This is a genomic window from Kitasatospora terrestris (assembly GCF_039542905.1).
Taxonomy (GTDB): domain Bacteria; phylum Actinomycetota; class Actinomycetes; order Streptomycetales; family Streptomycetaceae; genus Kitasatospora; species Kitasatospora terrestris.
In genome coordinates, this window is sequence record NZ_BAABIS010000001.1 from 8,244,129 (window position 1) to 8,260,333 (window position 16,205).

A 16,205-nucleotide genomic window follows, 5' to 3' on the forward strand; every position below is an offset into this window, starting at 1 on the left:
TTCCACGAAGGTCCGTCAGCAGTGGCAGCACACGTCCAGGACCACGGACTCCGGGTCCAGGGCGTCCAGGTGGGCGTTGGCCTCCCGCAGGTAGTCGTCGTCGCGCCGGTCGGTCCAGCTTCCGTCGAGGCGCAGCAGCGCGTAGCCGGGGACCGCGTTGGCGCGGGCCCGCGCGAGGTTCTCGGCCCGGTCCGCGGTGAAGGGGAAGGGCCACGCCGACGGTGCGTCGCCGCCGGCCGTCCACGCGTCGTGCCGCTCTCCGGCGAGCCGCTCGTGCGCGGCGCGCAGCGCCTCGAAGTCCAGCAGCCCGCGGGGCCCGCCGTCGCACCGGTCGGGAAGGCCGCGGAGCAGGTCGCGGTCCCGGGGCACGTCCCCGTACGCGTGCTTCTCCAGCCGCGGGTCTCCGGCGGCGTCCGGCCGGTGCAGCAGGCGCGGACCTTCGATGCGCAGCGACAGGCCGTCCCACCGGCCCCGCGGGTTGAAGGTGCGAAGGTGGTAGCCGTGTCCGGCTTCGTCGACGTACAGGTGGCCGCCGTCGCCGGGGGCGCTTCCGGTCCGGGAGTTCATCAGGTCGGCGATCTCGCTCCAGCCGAGGCCGTCCCGGTCCGGCAGGACGCCGCGCTCCTTGTTCACCCGCACCCAGTACACGCTGTTCGGATCCGCCGGCTCGTAGTCCCGGTACGGGGGCACCTCCAGTTCGCTGTGGTACGGCGCGAGGGCGGCGGCCAGCGCCGTGCCGTACTCCTGGGGCGGCATCGGCGGCAGGACGACGAGCAGGTCGTACTTCGACATCGGACCTTCTCCTTCCGTTCGTCGGCCCACCGCATCCTGCATCAGGCCGGGCCGGTCGTCGCGTGGATTTCCAACTTCGGTCGGTGCCAAGGCATTGCGGTCGGCGGCGGGTGGCCCTACGCTCGCTCGACATCGGTTAGGAAACTTTCTTAATTGATGCGCGCGCGAGCACCAGGCCCATCCCCGTCCCCCAAGAGGAGTGGCATGTCCTTCATCGGAAGCAAGCGCGGAACCGCCGTCGCCACGGCCGTCGCCGCCGGTCTGCTGGTCACCGCGGTCGCCGGGCTCTCGCCCGCCACCGCCGCGACCACCAACCTGGCCCTGAACAAGCCCGTCACCGTCTCCTCCACCGAGGCGAGCGGCTACGGCGGCGCGAAGGCCGTCGACGGCTCGGGCACCACCCGCTGGGCCAGCGCCGAGGGCGTGGACAACCAGTGGATCCGGATCGACCTCGGGGCCGGCACCGGCGTCAACCGCGTGGTGCTCAAGTGGGAGGCGGCGTACGCCAAGGCCTACCGCGTGGAGCTCTCCGACGACGGCTCCACCTGGCGGCAGATCTACTCCACCACCAGCGGCGACGGCGCCACCGACGACCTCGCGGTCAGCGGCACCGGCCGCTACCTGCGGGTCTACGGCACCCAGCGCGGCACCTCGTACGGCTACTCGCTGTGGGAGGTCGAGGTGTACGGCGGCGGCTCGACCACCACCCCGCCGAGCACGCCGCCGTCCAGCGGAGTCAACCTGGACGACCCGGTGAAGAAGGAGATCGCGATGAAGCTGGTCTCCAGCGCGGAGAACTCCTCGCTGGACTGGCGGGCCCAGTTCTCGTACATCGAGGACATCGACGACGGCCGCGGCTACACCGCCGGCATCATCGGCTTCTGCTCCGGCACCGGCGACATGCTCGACCTGGTCGAGGCGTACACCGCCAAGAAGCCCGGCAACGTGCTCGCCCCGTACCTGCCCGCGCTGCGCGCGGTCGACGGCACCGACTCGCACCAGGGGCTGGACCCGGGCTTCCCCGGCGCGTGGCGCCAGGCGGCCACCGACCCGGTGTTCACCCAGACCCAGGAGTCGGAGCGGGACCGGGTGTACTTCAACCCGGCCGTCGCGCAGGGCAAGTCGGACGGCCTGCGGGCGCTCGGCCAGTTCGCGTACTACGACGCGGCGGTGATGCACGGGCCGGACGGCTTCCGCTCGATCCGGGCGGCGGCCCTCGCCAAGGCCAAGCCCCCGGCGCAGGGCGGCAACGAGACCACCTACCTGAACGCCTTCCTCGACGCGCGCGAGGCGGAGATGCGCAAGGAGGAGGCGCACAGCGACACCACGCGGGTCAGCACCGAGCAGCGGAAGTTCCTCAAGGAGGGCAACTTCGACCTGAAGACCCCGCTGTCCTGGAGCGTCTACGGGGAGCCGTTCACCATCACGTCCTGACCGGGTGGGGCGGTCAGGAAAGGGCGGCGTCCAGCTCTGCGCGCGTGGGGAGCGAGGGCTGGGCGCCGTGCCGGGTGGTGCTCAACGCGGCGGCGACCGCCGCCCAGCGGGCCGCCCGGTCGAGCGGGCGGCCCTCCGCGAGGGCGACGGCGAGGGCGCCGCAGAAGCAGTCGCCCGCCGCGGTGGTGTCCACCGGGTCGACCGGTCGCGCGGGCAGGTGGAGGTCGGTGGAACCGTCCACCAGCAGCACCCCGTCGGCGCCGAGGGTCACCACCACGGCGCCCACGCCGGTCAGTTCGCGCGCGGCCGCGACCAGCTCGCCGCGGGTGGCCGGCTCCGGGCGGCCGGTGAGTGCGCCCAGTTCGGCCCGGTTCGGGACCAGGACGTCCACCCCGGACGGGAGTTGACGGCCGACCAGGGCGGGCGCCGGATTGTGCACCAGCAACCCGCCGGCCAGCCGGGCGGCCGCGTGGTCAACCTCGACGGGCACCTCGTGCTGCAGCAGGGTGACCGCCGCGGCGGCGAGCAACTCGGAGGCCGCTTCGCAGTCCGCCGCGGCCAGCCGGGAGTTGGCGCCCGGACTGACCGTGATCGCGTTCTCGGCCCGCTCGTCCACGGTGATCAGCGCATGGCCGCTCGGGGTGCCCTCGGTGGTGCGCACGTGCGACACGTCCACCCCGGCCGCGCGGACGGCGGAGCGCAGCAGCCCGCCCGCGTCGTCGTCACCCACCCGGCCCACCAGGGCCACCCGCGCGCCCAGCCGCGCAGCCGCCACCGCCTGGTTGGCGCCCTTGCCGCCCGGATGCCGCACCAGGTCGCCGCCCAGCACCGTCTCGCCCGGCGTGGCGTGGTGCCGCACGGGGACCACCAGGTCCAGGTTGAGGCTGCCGACGACCGCGATCAGCGGCGGGGAAGTCAGGTCGGTCACCCGACCCAGCGTACGCGTCCGGTCACGGGGCGGTGGGGTCCGGCTGCGGCGGGCGCGGGGGCTCGGGCGGGATCGGGGGCTGCGGCTCCGGCGGCAGCGGCCCCGGGCCCGGCGGGTCCGGCAGCGGCGGATCGGTCGGCGGCGCGGGCGGGCGCACGTCCGGGTCGGGAGGGGTGGGAACGGTCATCGTGGCACCTGCTCTCGGTGTCCGAAGGCCTCGGCGGGCGGGCGCCCGCCGTCGAACGGCCCTTGATCCCCCTACCCGGGAACGGGACCGGAAATCGTGTGTACGCGGTTCGAAGGTGGGTATGAACTCACTGTCGGGCGCGCCCGGTGTGCGACACCTCGCGCGGCCGATCCCATGGCACAGTCTCTGTGCCGGGAAGCCGTCGCCTGAAGCAGCCGGGCCCGCGGTCTCCCAGCCCGTCGCAGGTCGGCGTACCGCGCCGCCGCGACCGGACGTGGGCAGCCGGAAAGCTCAGGGAGATGGCCCCCCGTGTCGGCCCCTGCAAGCCCGGTCGAAATCGACCCTATGTACCGCCCGACCCCGCAGGAGATGCGGGTCATGGGCAAGATCGAGGCGCGTGAACTCAGCGACGCGCTGTTCCGCCGCCTCGCCGCACTCGAACCCGGAACCGCCACGTACAGCTACGTGCGCGGCACCGTCATCGAACTCAACATGCCGCTGGTCCGCTTCGTGGCGAGCCGGTTCCGGCACCGCCCCGAGGAACTCGACGACATCCTGCAGGTCGGCACCGTCGGCCTGATCAAGGCCGTCGACGGCTTCGACCTCGGCCGCGGCGTCGAGTTCGTCACCTACGCGATCCCCACCATCTCGGGCGAGATCAAGCGGTTCTTCCGCGACACCTCGTGGCCGGTCAGGGTCCCGCGCAGCGTTCAGGAGCTCTACCTGCTGGTCGCCCGCGGCTCCGACCGCCTCGAACAGGAACTCGGCCGGCTCCCCACCCCCGAGGAGCTCGCCAAAGACCTCGACCTCGACCTGGAGGAGGTCACCACCGGCCTCGCCGCCGGACGCCTCTACCGCACCGACTCGCTCGACGCCCTGCGCGACGACGACACCGACGACGGCGGCAGCGCCCTGCTCAACCGGATCGGGGTCCGCGACGCCGCCCTCGACCTGGTCGACCTGCGCGAAGCCGTCCGGCCGCTGCTCAACCGGCTGCCGGAGCGCGAGCGGCGGGTGCTGCTGCTGCGGTTCTGGGGGAACTGCACGCAGTCGCAGATCGCCGACCGGATCGGCGTCTCGCAGATGCACGTCTCCCGGATCCTCAGCGCCACCCTCGGCCGGCTGCGTGAGGAGGTCGAGGCGGGCTGACCGGCATGGAGGGCCCGTTCGTGGGCAGGCGCCCGGACCGCCCACGAACGGGGAGGTGGCCCGCGTGCCCCGCACCCCGCAGCTCGTCCTCGACCTGGACGGCCGCCCCGGCACCGTCCGGACGGCCCGACGGGAGGTCGAGCACTTCCTCGACCGGTGCGCCGACCGCGCGGTGCTGCGCCCCGACACCCGCGCGGACGTCGGCCTCGTGGTCGCCGAACTCCTCGCCAACGCCTGTGTGCACGCCCCCGGCCCGTGCCGGCTCACCGTCAGGTTGAGCGGAGCGCGGGTCGCCGTCGCGGTCCGCGACACCAGCCCCCTGCTGCCCGTCGTCTCCGGGGTACCGGGCTCGCCCGACCCGGGCGGGTACGGGCTGCTGGTGGTCACCCGGCTGTGCACGGACGTCCGGGCGGTGCGGGTGCGCGGCGGGAAGGTCGTCCGCGCCGTCGTCGTCCAGCGCTGACCCCCGGCGGGTCGTCCGGCGCTGACCCCGGCGGGTCGTCCGGCGCCGCCCTTCGCGCCCCGGTGGCGGGCCGTGGCGCCTCAGCGCCGGGCCCCGGCGCCGAGGAAGGTGCGGCGCAGCTGCTCGGCCCAGGCCCGCGGGTGGGTGGTGTTGCCGTTGTGGCCGCCCGGGAAGAAGGTGACCCCGCGGTCGACGAGCTCGGCCAGCCGGTCGGCGGCCAGGCGGTCGAAGACCGTGGCGGGGGTGGTGCGCCCGGCGGCGGGGACGATCGAGGTGGAGGTGGCGGCGAGGCGGTCGCGGCAGCCCGGGTCGGTGCGCAGGGCGGTGAACTCCGCGGTGACGAAGTGCGCGAAATTGGCGCGCCGCCGCTCGTCCATGGGTTGCGGGGTGAGGCCGGGCTCGGTGTCCTGCGAGGCCGGGTCGATGCCGAGCGAGGCGGCGATCGCCGGGAGGGCGGCGGCCGGCCCCGCGGAGGTGAACAGGTCCTGGAGGTGGGCGAGTTCGTCCCGGTGGGCGTCGGCCTCGGCGTCCAGCAGCCAGGGGGCGACCGGCTCGTGGGCGATCAGCGCGCCCAGCTGCCCGCCGTGCTCGGCGGCCACGTGCAGACCGATCACCGCGCCGAAGCTGCAGCCGAGCATCAGCGCGGGCCGGTCCGTCACGTGGGCCAGCAGGCGGTGCACGTCGTCGGCGTGGTCGGCCAGGGTGACCGCCCGGTCGGCGTCGTGGAGGAGGCTGCGGGAGAGGCCGCGGCGGTCGTAGGTGAGGACCGTGAAGTCGTCGGCGAGCGCGTCGACCAGGTCGACGCTGCGCCCGGCGTCGCCCTCGCCGCTCTGCGAGATCAGCAGCAGCGGGCCGGTGCCGCGCTGCTCGAAGTGGAGGGTGGCGCCGTCGACGGGCAGCAGTCCGGTGGTCATCGGGAGTCCTTCCGCGGTGGGGTGACGGGTAGGAGCGTAATGCATCAGAAAAGATGCATCAATAGTGATGCATCTGACCTGATGTACTCTCCTCGGTGTGAACGGCATGGACCTGGCCCTGCTGGGCCGCACCCTGATGAAGCTCGGCGAGGCCGCCATCCCCACCGAGGGGATCGGCGCCCACGGCACGAGCGCCCAGTCGGTGATCATCGTGGCGGCCGACATCGGGGCCCACCCCGGGACGCCGGTGAAGGACATCGCCCTGCGCACCGGCTTCCCGCAGAGCAAGGTCTCCACCTGCGTCGCCCGCCTGCGCGAGGCCGGCGCGGTCGAGGCCGCCGTCGACCCCGCCGACCGCCGCCGCACCCTGCTCAGCCCCGCCGGGGAGGTCTCCCCGCGGGTCGCCGAGATCCGCTCGGCCGACGTCGACGGCGTCCTCGCGGACGTCCTGGCCGACCCCGCCCGGCTGGAGGAGGTGAAGGCGGCGCTGCGCGTCCTGGCCGAGCAGCTCGACCCCGGCGTGCTGGCCCGGCTCGGCGGTTGAGCCGGGTGGGCGGCCGGGTCCGGGCGGCGCGCGGCCGGGCGGCGCGCCCCCGTTGTCGGTGGTGCTGACTACCATCCGGGCATGAGAGCTTCTGGAACGTTCACCGTGAAGTCCTTCGTCCCCACCGGGTTGGAGCAGGAGCCGGCGATCGCCACCGGGCTGCCGGTGGGGGTCGCGCGGATCGAGAAGCAGTTCGAGGGGGAGGTGGCGGGCCGGTCCGCCACGCTGTTCACCGCCGCGTTCGACCAGACCACGGGCATCGGCACCTACGTGGCGATGGAGTCCTTCGAGGGCTCGTTGAACGGCGCGGAGGGCGCGTTCAACTTCGTGCACTCCGCGACCACCTCCGGCACCGACCGGACGGCGGAGTTCTTCACCATCGTGCCGACCAGCGGCACCGGCGCGCTGGCCGGGATCACCGGGGCCGGCGGCCTGGCGATCGACGAGGACGGGACGCACCGGATGTGGTTCGACTACGAGCTCGGCCGACCCGGAGTGTGACCACGGGCCTGTTCGGTCGTTGAATGGGCATGATTCGCCGTCAGGCCCATGATCGGCCGAATGAAGAAACGTTTCTTGCCTTGGTGACAGGGGAGGCGGCCCGATGAACGTCCGCCGCCCCGACCACTGGCTGGACCTCGAACTGCTGGCCGTCACCTGCCCCGGCCTCAGCATCCCCGTCGCCGCCCGACTGCGGTACTACCGGGCGGACCCGTACGCCGTGCACCTCGACTGCCACGTCGACCTGGACGAGCCCATCACCTGGGTGTTCGCCCGGGAGATCCTCACCGAGGGGCTCAACACCTGGGCCGGCACCGGCGACGTCTCGGTCTTCCCGACGATCTGCGCCGAACGGGAGGAGATCCTGATCGCGCTGAGCGTCCCCGGCAGCACCTGCGCGCTGCGGGCCCCCGCCGCGCACGTCCGGACCTTCCTGCAGGGCACCTGCACGGTCGTCCCGTACGGGTCGGAGACCGACCACCTCGACCTGGACGCGCTGACCGCGCACCTGCTCGGCGTCAGAGACGGACGGTCAGTTCCACGGCGACCTCGTCCCCTGCGGTGAGATCCTGGGGCCCCCGCACCGCCTTCTTCAACGGCAGCAGGTACCCGCCGTCCTTCGGGAACAGCGAGGTCTCGAACGCGACCCCGCCGATCCGGGCAGCCACCGGGACCACGCCCCAGCCGTAGCTGGCCGTCGCCGCGACCTCGCGGATGTCGGCGCACTGCGCGTCCGGCACCGGGACGAAGAAGTACGGGGCGGGGCCGCGCCACTCGACGACCTCTCCGGTGAAGACGACGTCCATGCGGGCCGGTCCGTTCCCTCGGGGCATTTCGGGCGCGGCCCAGCGTACCCGGACCGTGGGCTCCGCCCGTGACCGGAGACGAGGTGCCGGAAGTCCTGGACGTGCTCCGCGCGGCGGGCACCGGGTCAGGATCGGCGGGGACCGGGGCATCGGCGCGCCGCCGGTCAGGCGACCGGGTGGACGGCGGGGTAGAGCGCGTCGAGGTGCTCGGCGGCGAGGGGCCAGGTGTGGAGGGCGCGGACGCGGTCGGCGCCGGCGATGCCGAGGGCCTGGGCGGACGCCGGGTCGGAGAGCAGGTCGCGGAGCGTGCCGGCGAGCAGGGCGGGGCGGCCGGGCGGGACCAGGAGCCCCGTGACGCCGTCGACGACGAGCTCGCTGACCGGACCGTTCTCGACCGCGACCACCGGCACCGCGCAGGCCATCGCCTCCAGCACCGCCGCGCCACCGGCCGCCCGGGAGGGGACCGCGACCAGGACGTCGGCCGCCGCGAGCAGCCCGGGGACCTTGCGGTGCGCGGTCTCCGGGAGCCGCCGCAGCTGCCCCCGGGAGGCGGTGCGCGGCCCGCCCACGACGGTGAGTACCAGACCGGGCAGCCGGCGCAGCGCGGCGGCCAGCAGGGGCACGGCCTCGGGGGAGCGCCCGCCGTCCAGGTTGAGCAGGTGCGGAGGGCCGTTGCCCTCGCCGAGCAGGGCGGTGGGGGCGAAGCGCGAGACGTCGACCGGCAGCGGTACGACCGCGACCCGGTGGTAGGCCGCGCCGAGGCGGCGCAGCAGGGCGGCCTCCCAGCGGGTGCGGGCGACCAGCAGGTCCGCCTCACGGGCGAGCAGGCTGCGCAGCAGGCGGAGCCGGGTCGCGGAGTCGGGGCTGTGGTCGGGCGTGCCGGGCAGGTCGGTGGCGCGTTCCACGACCACCGGCAGGTCGGGGACGCGCCGGGCGGCGGAGAGCGCGGCGAGCGCCGCGTCGGGGCCGCAGGCGTGCACGACGGCCGGCGGGTCGGCGAGCCAGCAGGCGGCGAGCGCGTCCGCCCAGGCGGGGGTGGAGCGCAGGACGGCGCCGGTCTCGACGGCGTCGGGCCGTCCGGCGTAGAGCGCGGTCACCGGCACGTGCGGCAGCGGCAGGTCGGCGACCCGGTCGGCGGTGCGTTCGGCGAGCCGGGCGGGGGACGCCCGGGTGGCCAGCTCGACCCGGTGCCCGCGTCCGGTCAGGGCCTGGGCGAGCGCGGCGAGGCGGTCCGGGGCCTGGCCCTCGGCCGGTCCGGGTTCGCCCGCCACGATCGCGATCCGCACCGGCAGCTCCGCTCCGTAGGTCGAGGCACGCCCCCTGTCCATCGTCTGCCACAGCGCGTGCGGGTGAAACCGGCCGCGGTCACGGCCTATCGTGGGGGTGGAGCGTCGCCGTCCCCCGGGAGGAGCGTGCGATGGATGCGCCCCGTCCGGAACTCGCCGTGACCGTCCAGGTCCATCCGCGGGTCACCGTGGTCCGCCCCGAGGGCGAACTGGACCACGACACGGTCGGCCCGCTGCGCGAAGCCCTGGACACGGCGCTCGCGGACGGCGCCCGGCGCCTGGTGGTCGACTGCTCGGGCCTCGCGTTCTGCGACTCGACCGGCCTGAACCTGCTGCTGCGCACCCGCCTCGCGGTGCGGGACCGCGGTGGCGCGGTGGAGCTCGCCGCGCCCGGCCCGGTGGTCGCGCGGATCCTCGAGGTGACCGGCGCGGACGAGCTGTTCACCGTCCACCCGGGGATGGCCGAGGCGCTGGCCGCCGACGGCGAGGGCGAGTGAGGGGCGAGTCGTGGACGGCACCGGCGCGGCGGGCGAGGACGGGACGCACGGGCCCCGCGGGGACGGGACGGGCACCGGCGGGGAGAGCCGGCGGCTGCTGCTGGCCGGACGGCAGGGCGCGGTGGCCCGGAGCCGGGCGTTCACCCGGGAGGTCCTGGAGGACTGGGGCTGGTTGCCCGCCGGAGCACCCGACGGGCCCGCGGCCGGAGCGGAGCAGTGGATGGCCGGTGAGGACGTCCTGCTGATGACCAGCGAGCTGGTGACCAATGCCTGCCTGCACGCCGACGGCCCGTACGAGCTGGAGCTGCGCCGCAGGGGGCCGGTGCTGCGGGTGGAGGTGGTGGACCGCACCGAGCGGCCGCCGGTGCTGCGGACCGGCCCGGCGGCGGCGCCCGGCGGGCACGGGCTGCGGGTGGTGGACCGGCTCGCGGTGGCGTGGGGCAGCGAGGCCAGGGGCGCGGGCAAGGCGGTGTGGCTGGAGACGGTCCGCCCGGTCCGGTGAAGGCCCCGCCGGGACGTTCTCGGGTGCGGAACTGCGGACCTGGCGGGGTAGGCGGACAGTGAAAGGGCGGGTGTCGCCCGGTAGGCCGCCGATCCGGCCCGGGCAGCGCCCCTCCCCCCTTCCGACTTCCCCCTTCCGACACCGAGGGCAACCGGGGTACTCCGTGGACGAGCCTGCCGACACCGAGAAGCCGCCCGCCGAGGGCGGGCCCGCCGATGCCGTCCCCGAGGACGGCCTGCGGCAGCTGCTCGCCGGGCTGACCGCCGTCCGGGACGGCGACTTCGGCCTGCGCCTGCCGCCCGGCCCGGGCCTGCTGGGGGAGACCGCCGCCGTCTTCAACGACATGGCGGACCGGCTCTCGCGGGTCAACGAGGAGGTCACCCGGGTGGCCCGGGAGGTCGGCACCGAGGGACGGCTCGGCGGGCAGGCGAAGGTCCCGCAGGCGGTCGGCGCGTGGCGGGAGCTGACCGACTCGGTGAACGCCATGGCGGGCAACCTGACCACCCAGGTGCGCAACATCGCGCAGGTCGCGACCGCGGTGGCCCGCGGCGACCTCACGCAGAAGATCGAGGTGGACGCGCGCGGTGAGATCCTGGCGCTGAAGTCCACCCTGAACACCATGGTCGACCAGCTGTCCTCGTTCGCCGCCGAGGTCACCCGCGTCGCCCGCGAGGTCGGCACCGAGGGCAACCTGGGCGGTCAGGCCGCCGTCCAGGGCGTGTCGGGGACGTGGAAGGACCTCACCGAGAACGTCAACGTGATGGCCGACAACCTGACCGGCCAGGTCCGCTCGATCTCCCAGGTGGCGACCGCGGTGGCCCGCGGCGACCTGTCGCAGCGGATCACCGTGGAGGCCAAGGGCGAGGTCGCCGCGCTCGCCGGGGCGCTGAACGCCATGGTCGACACGCTCTCGGTGTTCGCGGACGAGGTGACCCGGGTGGCCCGCGAGGTCGGCACCGAGGGCATCCTCGGCGGCCAGGCCCGGGTGCGCGGAGTGGCGGGCACCTGGAAGGACCTCACCGAGAACGTCAACTTCATGGCGCACAACCTGACCAGTCAGGTGCGCAACATCGCCCAGGTCACCACGGCGGTCGCCAACGGCGACCTGACCCGCAAGATCGACGTCGACGCGCGGGGCGAGATCCTGGAGCTGAAGACCACCATCAACACCATGGTCGACCAGCTGTCCTCGTTCGCCGCCGAGGTGACCCGGGTGGCCCGCGAGGTCGGCAGCGAGGGGCGCCTCGGCGGTCAGGCCGAGGTCGAGGGCGTCTCCGGCACCTGGAAGCGCCTCACCGAGAATGTCAACGAACTCGCGGGCAACCTGACCCGCCAGGTCCGCGCCATCGCCGAGGTGACCAGCGCCGTCGCCGAGGGCGACCTGACCCGGTCGATCACCGTGGACGCCTCCGGCGAGGTCGCCGACCTCAAGGACAACATCAACGCCATGGTCGGCTCGCTGCGCGACACCACCACCGCCAACCAGGAACAGGACTGGCTGAAGACCAACCTGGCCCGGCTCACCGTCCTCATCCAGGGCCACCGCGAACTCGCCGCCGTCGCCGAACTGATCACCGACGAGCTGTGCCCGCTGCTCGGCGCCCAGTACGGCGCCTTCTACCTCGCCGAGGAGACCCCGGAGGGCACCGAACTCGCCCCGATGAGCAGCTACGGCGGCGGGCGCGGCGGCGGACGGCGGTTCCGCCTCGGCGAAGCCCTGGTCGGGCAGGCCGCCCGCGGCCACCGCACCATCGCGGTCACCGAACTCCCGGAAGGCTACGCCGAGATCGGATCCGGACTGGGAGCCGCGGCCCCCCGCGAGCTGATCGTGCAGCCGATCGTCGTCGAGGACCAGCTGCTCGGCGTCCTGGAGATCGCCACCCTGCACCGGTTCGGACCGCTGCACCGCGACTTCCTCGACCGCTTCGCCCGCGACCTCGGCACCAACCTCTCCACCCTGCTGGCCAACGCCCGCACCGACGAACTGCTGGAGGAGTCCCAGCGCCTCACCGCCGAACTCCAGGCCCGCAGCGAACAGTTGCAGGCCGGTCAGGGCGAACTGCGCCGCTCCAACGCCGAACTCGCCGAGAAGGCCGAGCAACTCGCCCGGCAGAACCGGGACATCGAGGCGAAGAACCTGGAGATCGAGCAGGCGCGGCGCGAACTGGAGGAACGGGCGCGGCAGCTCACCACCGCCTCCATGTACAAGTCCGAGTTCCTCGCCAACATGAGCCACGAGCTGCGCACCCCGCTCAACAGCCTGCTCATCCTCGCCCAGCTGCTCGCCCAGAACCCCAACGGCAACCTGACCCCCAAACAGGTCGAGTACGCCGAGGTGATCCGCTCCGCCGGATCCGACCTGCTGCAGCTGATCAACGACATCCTCGACCTCTCCAAGGTCGAGGCCGGCAAGATGGACGTCAACGTCGAACCGTTCGCGCTGCGCGAGCTCCTGGAGTACGTCGAGAACACCTTCGGCCCGCTCGCCGGGCAGAAGAACCTCGAGTTCGAGGTCGTCACCGCACCCGGCGTGCCCGAGGAACTGCTCACCGACCAGGCCCGGCTGCGGCAGATCCTGCGCAACCTGCTCTCCAACGCCGTCAAGTTCACCGACCGGGGTGCCGTCCGGCTGTCGATCGAACCCGCCGGCGACGACCTGCCCGAGGACCTGCGACGCGGCGCCGTCGCGTTCCGGATCCGCGACACCGGCATCGGCATCGCCGAACAGCACCTGGAGAGCATCTTCGGCGCCTTCCGACAGGCCGACGGCACCACCGGACGCCGCTACGGCGGCACCGGCCTCGGACTGTCCATCAGCCGCGAACTCGCCCACCTGCTCGGCGGCACCATCACCGCCGAGTCGGTCGCCGGGGAAGGCAGCTGCTTCACCCTGGTGCTGCCCGTCGGCGGGCGGTCCGAGGCACCGGTCGCCGTCCCCGCGCCGACCGGACCGCACCACGTCCTCGTCGTCGAGGCCGACCCGCCCGGACTGCTCACCCTGCTCGCCCGCAGCGGCACCGCCGGACGCGAACCCGCCGTCGAGGTCGGCGCCGTCGGCGCACCCGACGCCGCACCCGCCGTGCTCGGCGAAGCGGCGTACCGGTGCGTGGTGGTCGACCTGTCCCTGCCCGGCGACGCGGTGCGGCGGCTGCTCGACACGGTCAGCGGCGTCGCCGTCCTCGGCTACGCGGGCGGACTCGCCGACCTGGCGCAGTACGGCGCCAACGAGCGGATCCAGGTCGTCTCCGGGCTGGACGAGCTGCGCGAGCGGATCGTCCGCGTCCTCGACGCGCGCGCACCGGACGGCGAGGAGGACGCCGTCCACAGGGGCTCGGGCGAGGGCGCGGGGGAGCGGACGGAGCAGAGCGGCGCCGAGCCGGCGCCGCGGCGCCCCGCCTCGGTGCTCGACGGGCGGACGGTGCTCGTGGTCGACGACGACGCGCGGAACGTCTTCGCCATCACCGGAGTCCTCGAACCGCTCGGCGCCCGCGTCCTGCACGCCGCCAACGGGCGGGAAGGCCTGGCCCGGCTCCGCGAGCACCCCGACGTCGGGCTGATCCTGATGGACATCATGATGCCCGAACTCGACGGCTACCAGGCGATGGCCGCGATCCGCGAGACGGCCCAGTACTCCGCCGTCCCGATCATCGCCGTCACCGCCAAGGCCATGCCCGGCGACCGGGCCAAGAGCCTCGCCGCCGGCGCCAACGACCACATCACCAAGCCAGTGGACGCCGACTACCTGATCGGCCGGATCCGCCACTGGCTGAGCTGACCGGCCGCACCGCCATGGCGAACACGGAACGGTCCGCGGAGGTGCGGGAGCTGGCGATCCGGCTGCGCCGGGCCCAGCGCGAGACCGACCGGCTGCGCGGACGGCTGGCGACCCGCGCACTCACCGCCCTCGCGGTGGGAGCCCTCGCCGAGCGCCTGCACTGCTCACCCGCCGACGCCGACCGCCAACTCGCCCACCTCGCCCAACGGGCCGGCATGTCCGTCCCCGCCCTCGCCGCCGACCTCGTCGCCGCCCTGGCCACCGAACCCCCGGGCCCGGGCGCCCCTCCCGTCGTCCCGGTCGCACCCCCGTCCGGCGGCTGGAACGCGCCGCAGGCGCCGAACGGCGGAGGCGGCGATGCCGCCGTCCTGGTGGGCGCCGCCGGCCCGACCGAGCCGGACGGCGTGTCCGGGGCGGGCGGGGCCGCCGCGGGCGGGGAGGTGGAGCGGGATGCGGCACTCGCGGTGCGGGTGGTGCACGACCAGGCCGGGGTGATGCTCGGGACGACGGCCGTGGTGCTGTGGGCGGTCGAGGAGAGCGGTGCGCTGCGGCCGATGGCGGCGAGCGGGCTGCGGGCGGCCGAGCTGGCGGGGTGGGAGCGGGTGCCGCCCGGGGTGGACACGCCCGCGCAGCGGGCGGTGGGTGCGGCGGGGGACGCGTACGGCCCGGTCGGGCCGGTCGCGGCGACGCCCGGGCGGGACGGTGCGCCGTACCGGCTGGCGCTCCCGGTTCGGCGGGACGGCCTGACCGTCGGCGTCCTGGAACTCGCGTGGCCCGAGCAGCCCGCCGACCCGACCGCCGCGGAGCTGCGCCGCCTGCGGGCCCTGACCGAGGTCTGCGCGCTGGTGCTGTCCGGCGAGCCCGAGCCGCCCCCTGCCGGCACCCCGTACGGCGACCTGGTGGAGGCGGTGCTGGACCCGGCCGTCCTGCTGGAGCCGTTGCACGACGCGGAGGGCGAGGTGGTGGACTTCCGCCTGCTCCGGTTCAACCGCCGCTTCAGCGACCCGGGCGGTCGCCCGCCGGACGAGCTGGAGGGCCGGACGCTCCTCGACGTGTACCCGCTGGCGGGCGCGGAGACGGTGCTGGACGTGCTGCGCCGCAGCTGGAGCACCGGCCGGCCGACCGTCCGCGCCGACCTGCGCGTCACGTTCCTGACCGGAGCCGCCGTGCCCACCCCGACCACCGTGGAGCTGGCCGCCGCCCCCGTCGGCGGACAGCTGCTGCTGAGCTGGCGCCTGCCGGAGGAGCAGGACCGGCAGGCGGCGCTGCTCGCCAACGCCCAGCGCCTGGCGAGGACCGGCGGGTTCGAGGAGGACCTGGACAGCGGTGAGACCCACTGGAACGAGCGCCTGTACGAGATCCACGGCATGCCGGCGGGCAGTTCGCCGATGCCGCTGGCGGCGCTGCCGGCGCACGTCCACCCGGACGACGTGCCGGCGGTCCGCCGGGTGCTGTCGGCGGTCCTCGCCCACCGGCGGTCCGCGTCGGCGGTGTTCCGGCTGGTCCGCCCGGACGGCCCGGCCCGGTACACCCGGCTGGTCGCCGAGCCCGTCACCGACGACACCGGCCGGGTCCGTGCGGTCCGCGGCGCCTACCAGGACGTCTCCGCCCAGCACCGGACCGAGCTCGCGCTGGCCGCGACCCGCGAGCGCCTCGCCGACAGCGAGCAGGAGTCGGCCGACCGGCACCGGCTGGCGCTGCGGCTGCAGCAGGCGATCATGCCGCGGGTGCTGCCGCCGCTGGACCGGGCCGGGCTGCGGGCCGCCGCCCGCTACCGCCCGGCCGCGCGCGAGGAGCGGGTCGGCGGCGACTGGTACGACGCCGTGCTGCTGCCCGACGACCAGGTGCTGCTGGTGGTCGGCGACATGGCGGGCCACGGAGTGGAGGCCGCGACCGGCATGGTGGCACTGCGCAACGCGCTGCGCGGACTCGCCGTCACCGGCGCCCCGCCGGGGCCGCTGCTGGGCTGGCTCAACCGGGCCGCACTGGAGCTCGGCGACGCCGCCACCGCCACCGCGGTCTGCGCCCGGTACGACCCGCGGCGGCGCGAGCTGCACTGGGCCCGGGCGGGCCACCTGCCGCCGGTGCTGATCCGCGGGGGCGCCGCCGAGCCGCTGGCCATGCCGCACGGGGTGCTGCTGGGCGCCGACCCGCACGCCGCGTACGAGGAGCACGTGGAGCGGATGGAGCCGGGCGACATCCTGCTGCTGTACACCGACGGGCTGGTCGAGCAGCGCGAGCGCGCGGTCGAGGAGCCGCTGCGCGAGCTGGCCGCGCACCTGGCCGCGCCCGCCGACGACCTGGACGTGCTGCTCGACCGGGCGCTGGCCCGCAGCCCGGCCGACACCGCCGACGACACCTGCCTGATCGCGATCCAGGTGCTGGAGCCGGTTCCGGAGCCGTGATCCGGGCACACGCGTGATCCGC

At 74.7% G+C, this 16,205-nt stretch carries 16 protein-coding genes and 1 pseudogene; 11 read left to right on the forward strand and 6 right to left on the reverse strand.

Going from position 1 to position 16,205, the window contains the following annotated elements; translation table 11 throughout:
* Window positions 1-15: 15 nt before the first annotated feature.
* Window positions 16-792, reverse strand: a complete 777-nt coding sequence (locus ABEB06_RS37645) for a hypothetical protein (RefSeq protein ID WP_345701449.1) — start codon at window positions 790-792, stop codon at window positions 16-18.
* Window positions 793-996: 204 nt separating this feature from the next.
* On the opposite strand from ABEB06_RS37645, the pseudogene ABEB06_RS37650 reads away from it, so the two are divergent.
* Window positions 997-1,407: pseudogene (locus ABEB06_RS37650) on the forward strand (discoidin domain-containing protein); the annotation flags it as partial.
* Between the two features lie 66 nt (window positions 1,408-1,473).
* Window positions 1,474-2,226: a chitosanase gene (locus ABEB06_RS37655; RefSeq protein WP_425559833.1), complete on the forward strand. Its 753-nt coding sequence runs from the start codon at window positions 1,474-1,476 to the stop codon at window positions 2,224-2,226.
* 13 nt (window positions 2,227-2,239) lie between these two features.
* Here ABEB06_RS37655 and ABEB06_RS37660 read toward each other — a convergent pair whose 3' ends face one another.
* Window positions 2,240-3,130 carry a ribokinase gene (locus ABEB06_RS37660; protein WP_345702111.1) on the reverse strand — a complete coding sequence of 297 codons (891 nt, stop codon included), beginning with the start codon at window positions 3,128-3,130 and terminating at the stop codon, window positions 2,240-2,242.
* Window positions 3,131-3,176: 46 nt separating this feature from the next.
* Window positions 3,177-3,341: a hypothetical protein gene (locus ABEB06_RS37665; protein ID WP_345701450.1), complete on the reverse strand. Its 165-nt coding sequence runs from the start codon at window positions 3,339-3,341 to the stop codon at window positions 3,177-3,179.
* A 378-nt stretch (window positions 3,342-3,719) separates the two neighbouring features.
* Between ABEB06_RS37665 and ABEB06_RS37670 the strand changes: the two genes are divergently transcribed.
* Window positions 3,720-4,490, forward strand: a complete 771-nt coding sequence (locus ABEB06_RS37670) for a SigB/SigF/SigG family RNA polymerase sigma factor (RefSeq protein WP_345701451.1) — start codon at window positions 3,720-3,722, stop codon at window positions 4,488-4,490.
* A 64-nt stretch (window positions 4,491-4,554) separates the two neighbouring features.
* Window positions 4,555-4,953, forward strand: a complete 399-nt coding sequence (locus ABEB06_RS37675; protein WP_345701452.1) for an ATP-binding protein — start codon at window positions 4,555-4,557, stop codon at window positions 4,951-4,953.
* An 80-nt stretch (window positions 4,954-5,033) separates the two neighbouring features.
* Here the strand turns inward: ABEB06_RS37675 and ABEB06_RS37680 are convergent, their stop codons facing one another.
* Window positions 5,034-5,867: an alpha/beta fold hydrolase gene (locus tag ABEB06_RS37680; RefSeq protein WP_345701453.1), complete on the reverse strand. Its 834-nt coding sequence runs from the start codon at window positions 5,865-5,867 to the stop codon at window positions 5,034-5,036.
* Between the two features lie 106 nt (window positions 5,868-5,973).
* On the opposite strand from ABEB06_RS37680, the gene ABEB06_RS37685 reads away from it, so the two are divergent.
* The 3 genes from ABEB06_RS37685 (at window position 5,974) to ABEB06_RS37695 (ending at window position 7,477) form a co-directional block, all read left to right on the forward strand.
* The gene (locus ABEB06_RS37685; RefSeq protein WP_345702112.1) at window positions 5,974-6,411 is read left to right on the forward strand and encodes a MarR family winged helix-turn-helix transcriptional regulator; all 438 of its coding nucleotides are present in this window, start codon (window positions 5,974-5,976) and stop codon (window positions 6,409-6,411) included.
* Between the two features lie 81 nt (window positions 6,412-6,492).
* Entirely contained in the window at window positions 6,493-6,912 is a 420-nt protein-coding gene (locus ABEB06_RS37690) for a DUF3224 domain-containing protein (RefSeq protein WP_345701454.1), read from the forward strand.
* A 103-nt stretch (window positions 6,913-7,015) separates the two neighbouring features.
* Window positions 7,016-7,477, forward strand: a complete 462-nt coding sequence (locus ABEB06_RS37695) for an SsgA family sporulation/cell division regulator (protein WP_345701455.1) — start codon at window positions 7,016-7,018, stop codon at window positions 7,475-7,477.
* Here the strand turns inward: ABEB06_RS37695 and ABEB06_RS37700 are convergent.
* Together ABEB06_RS37700 and ABEB06_RS37705 are read right to left on the reverse strand one after the other, a co-directional pair.
* Complete coding sequence (locus ABEB06_RS37700; RefSeq protein WP_345701456.1) at window positions 7,431-7,718, reverse strand: DUF1905 domain-containing protein; 288 nt, start codon at window positions 7,716-7,718, stop codon at window positions 7,431-7,433. The two genes, ABEB06_RS37695 and ABEB06_RS37700, sit on opposite strands and share 47 nt — an antisense overlap.
* A 164-nt stretch (window positions 7,719-7,882) precedes the next feature.
* Window positions 7,883-9,004 (reverse strand): glycosyltransferase family 4 protein, encoded by a 1,122-nt coding sequence (locus tag ABEB06_RS37705; protein ID WP_345701457.1) that lies wholly within the window; start codon window positions 9,002-9,004, stop codon window positions 7,883-7,885.
* Window positions 9,005-9,135: 131 nt separating this feature from the next.
* On the opposite strand from ABEB06_RS37705, the gene ABEB06_RS37710 reads away from it, so the two are divergent.
* The 4 genes from ABEB06_RS37710 (at window position 9,136) to ABEB06_RS37725 (ending at window position 16,183) form a co-directional block, all read left to right on the forward strand.
* Window positions 9,136-9,501: an STAS domain-containing protein gene (locus ABEB06_RS37710; RefSeq protein ID WP_345701459.1), complete on the forward strand. Its 366-nt coding sequence runs from the start codon at window positions 9,136-9,138 to the stop codon at window positions 9,499-9,501.
* Between the two features lie 10 nt (window positions 9,502-9,511).
* Complete coding sequence (locus tag ABEB06_RS37715) at window positions 9,512-10,003, forward strand: ATP-binding protein (RefSeq protein ID WP_345701460.1); 492 nt, start codon at window positions 9,512-9,514, stop codon at window positions 10,001-10,003.
* A 163-nt stretch (window positions 10,004-10,166) separates the two neighbouring features.
* On the forward strand, window positions 10,167-13,778 hold the full coding sequence (locus tag ABEB06_RS37720; protein ID WP_345701461.1) for a HAMP domain-containing protein: 3,612 nt from the start codon (window positions 10,167-10,169) through the stop codon (window positions 13,776-13,778).
* Between the two features lie 14 nt (window positions 13,779-13,792).
* On the forward strand, window positions 13,793-16,183 hold the full coding sequence (locus tag ABEB06_RS37725; protein ID WP_345701462.1) for a SpoIIE family protein phosphatase: 2,391 nt from the start codon (window positions 13,793-13,795) through the stop codon (window positions 16,181-16,183).
* The last annotated feature ends 22 nt before the right edge of the window (window positions 16,184-16,205 follow it).

Coding starts and splice junctions, on each gene's coding strand:
- ABEB06_RS37690 (WP_345701454.1), top strand. CDS start 6,493: ATGAGAGCTTCTGGAACGTTCACCGTGAAGTCCTTCGTCCCCACCGGG.
- ABEB06_RS37665 (WP_345701450.1), bottom strand. CDS start 3,341: ATGACCGTTCCCACCCCTCCCGACCCGGACGTGCGCCCGCCCGCGCCG.
- ABEB06_RS37725 (WP_345701462.1), top strand. CDS start 13,793: ATGGCGAACACGGAACGGTCCGCGGAGGTGCGGGAGCTGGCGATCCGG.
- ABEB06_RS37710 (WP_345701459.1), top strand. CDS start 9,136: ATGGATGCGCCCCGTCCGGAACTCGCCGTGACCGTCCAGGTCCATCCG.
- ABEB06_RS37695 (WP_345701455.1), top strand. CDS start 7,016: ATGAACGTCCGCCGCCCCGACCACTGGCTGGACCTCGAACTGCTGGCC.
- ABEB06_RS37685 (WP_345702112.1), top strand. CDS start 5,974: ATGGACCTGGCCCTGCTGGGCCGCACCCTGATGAAGCTCGGCGAGGCC.
- ABEB06_RS37680 (WP_345701453.1), bottom strand. CDS start 5,867: ATGACCACCGGACTGCTGCCCGTCGACGGCGCCACCCTCCACTTCGAG.
- ABEB06_RS37645 (WP_345701449.1), bottom strand. CDS start 792: ATGTCGAAGTACGACCTGCTCGTCGTCCTGCCGCCGATGCCGCCCCAG.
- ABEB06_RS37700 (WP_345701456.1), bottom strand. CDS start 7,718: ATGGACGTCGTCTTCACCGGAGAGGTCGTCGAGTGGCGCGGCCCCGCC.
- ABEB06_RS37670 (WP_345701451.1), top strand. CDS start 3,720: ATGGGCAAGATCGAGGCGCGTGAACTCAGCGACGCGCTGTTCCGCCGC.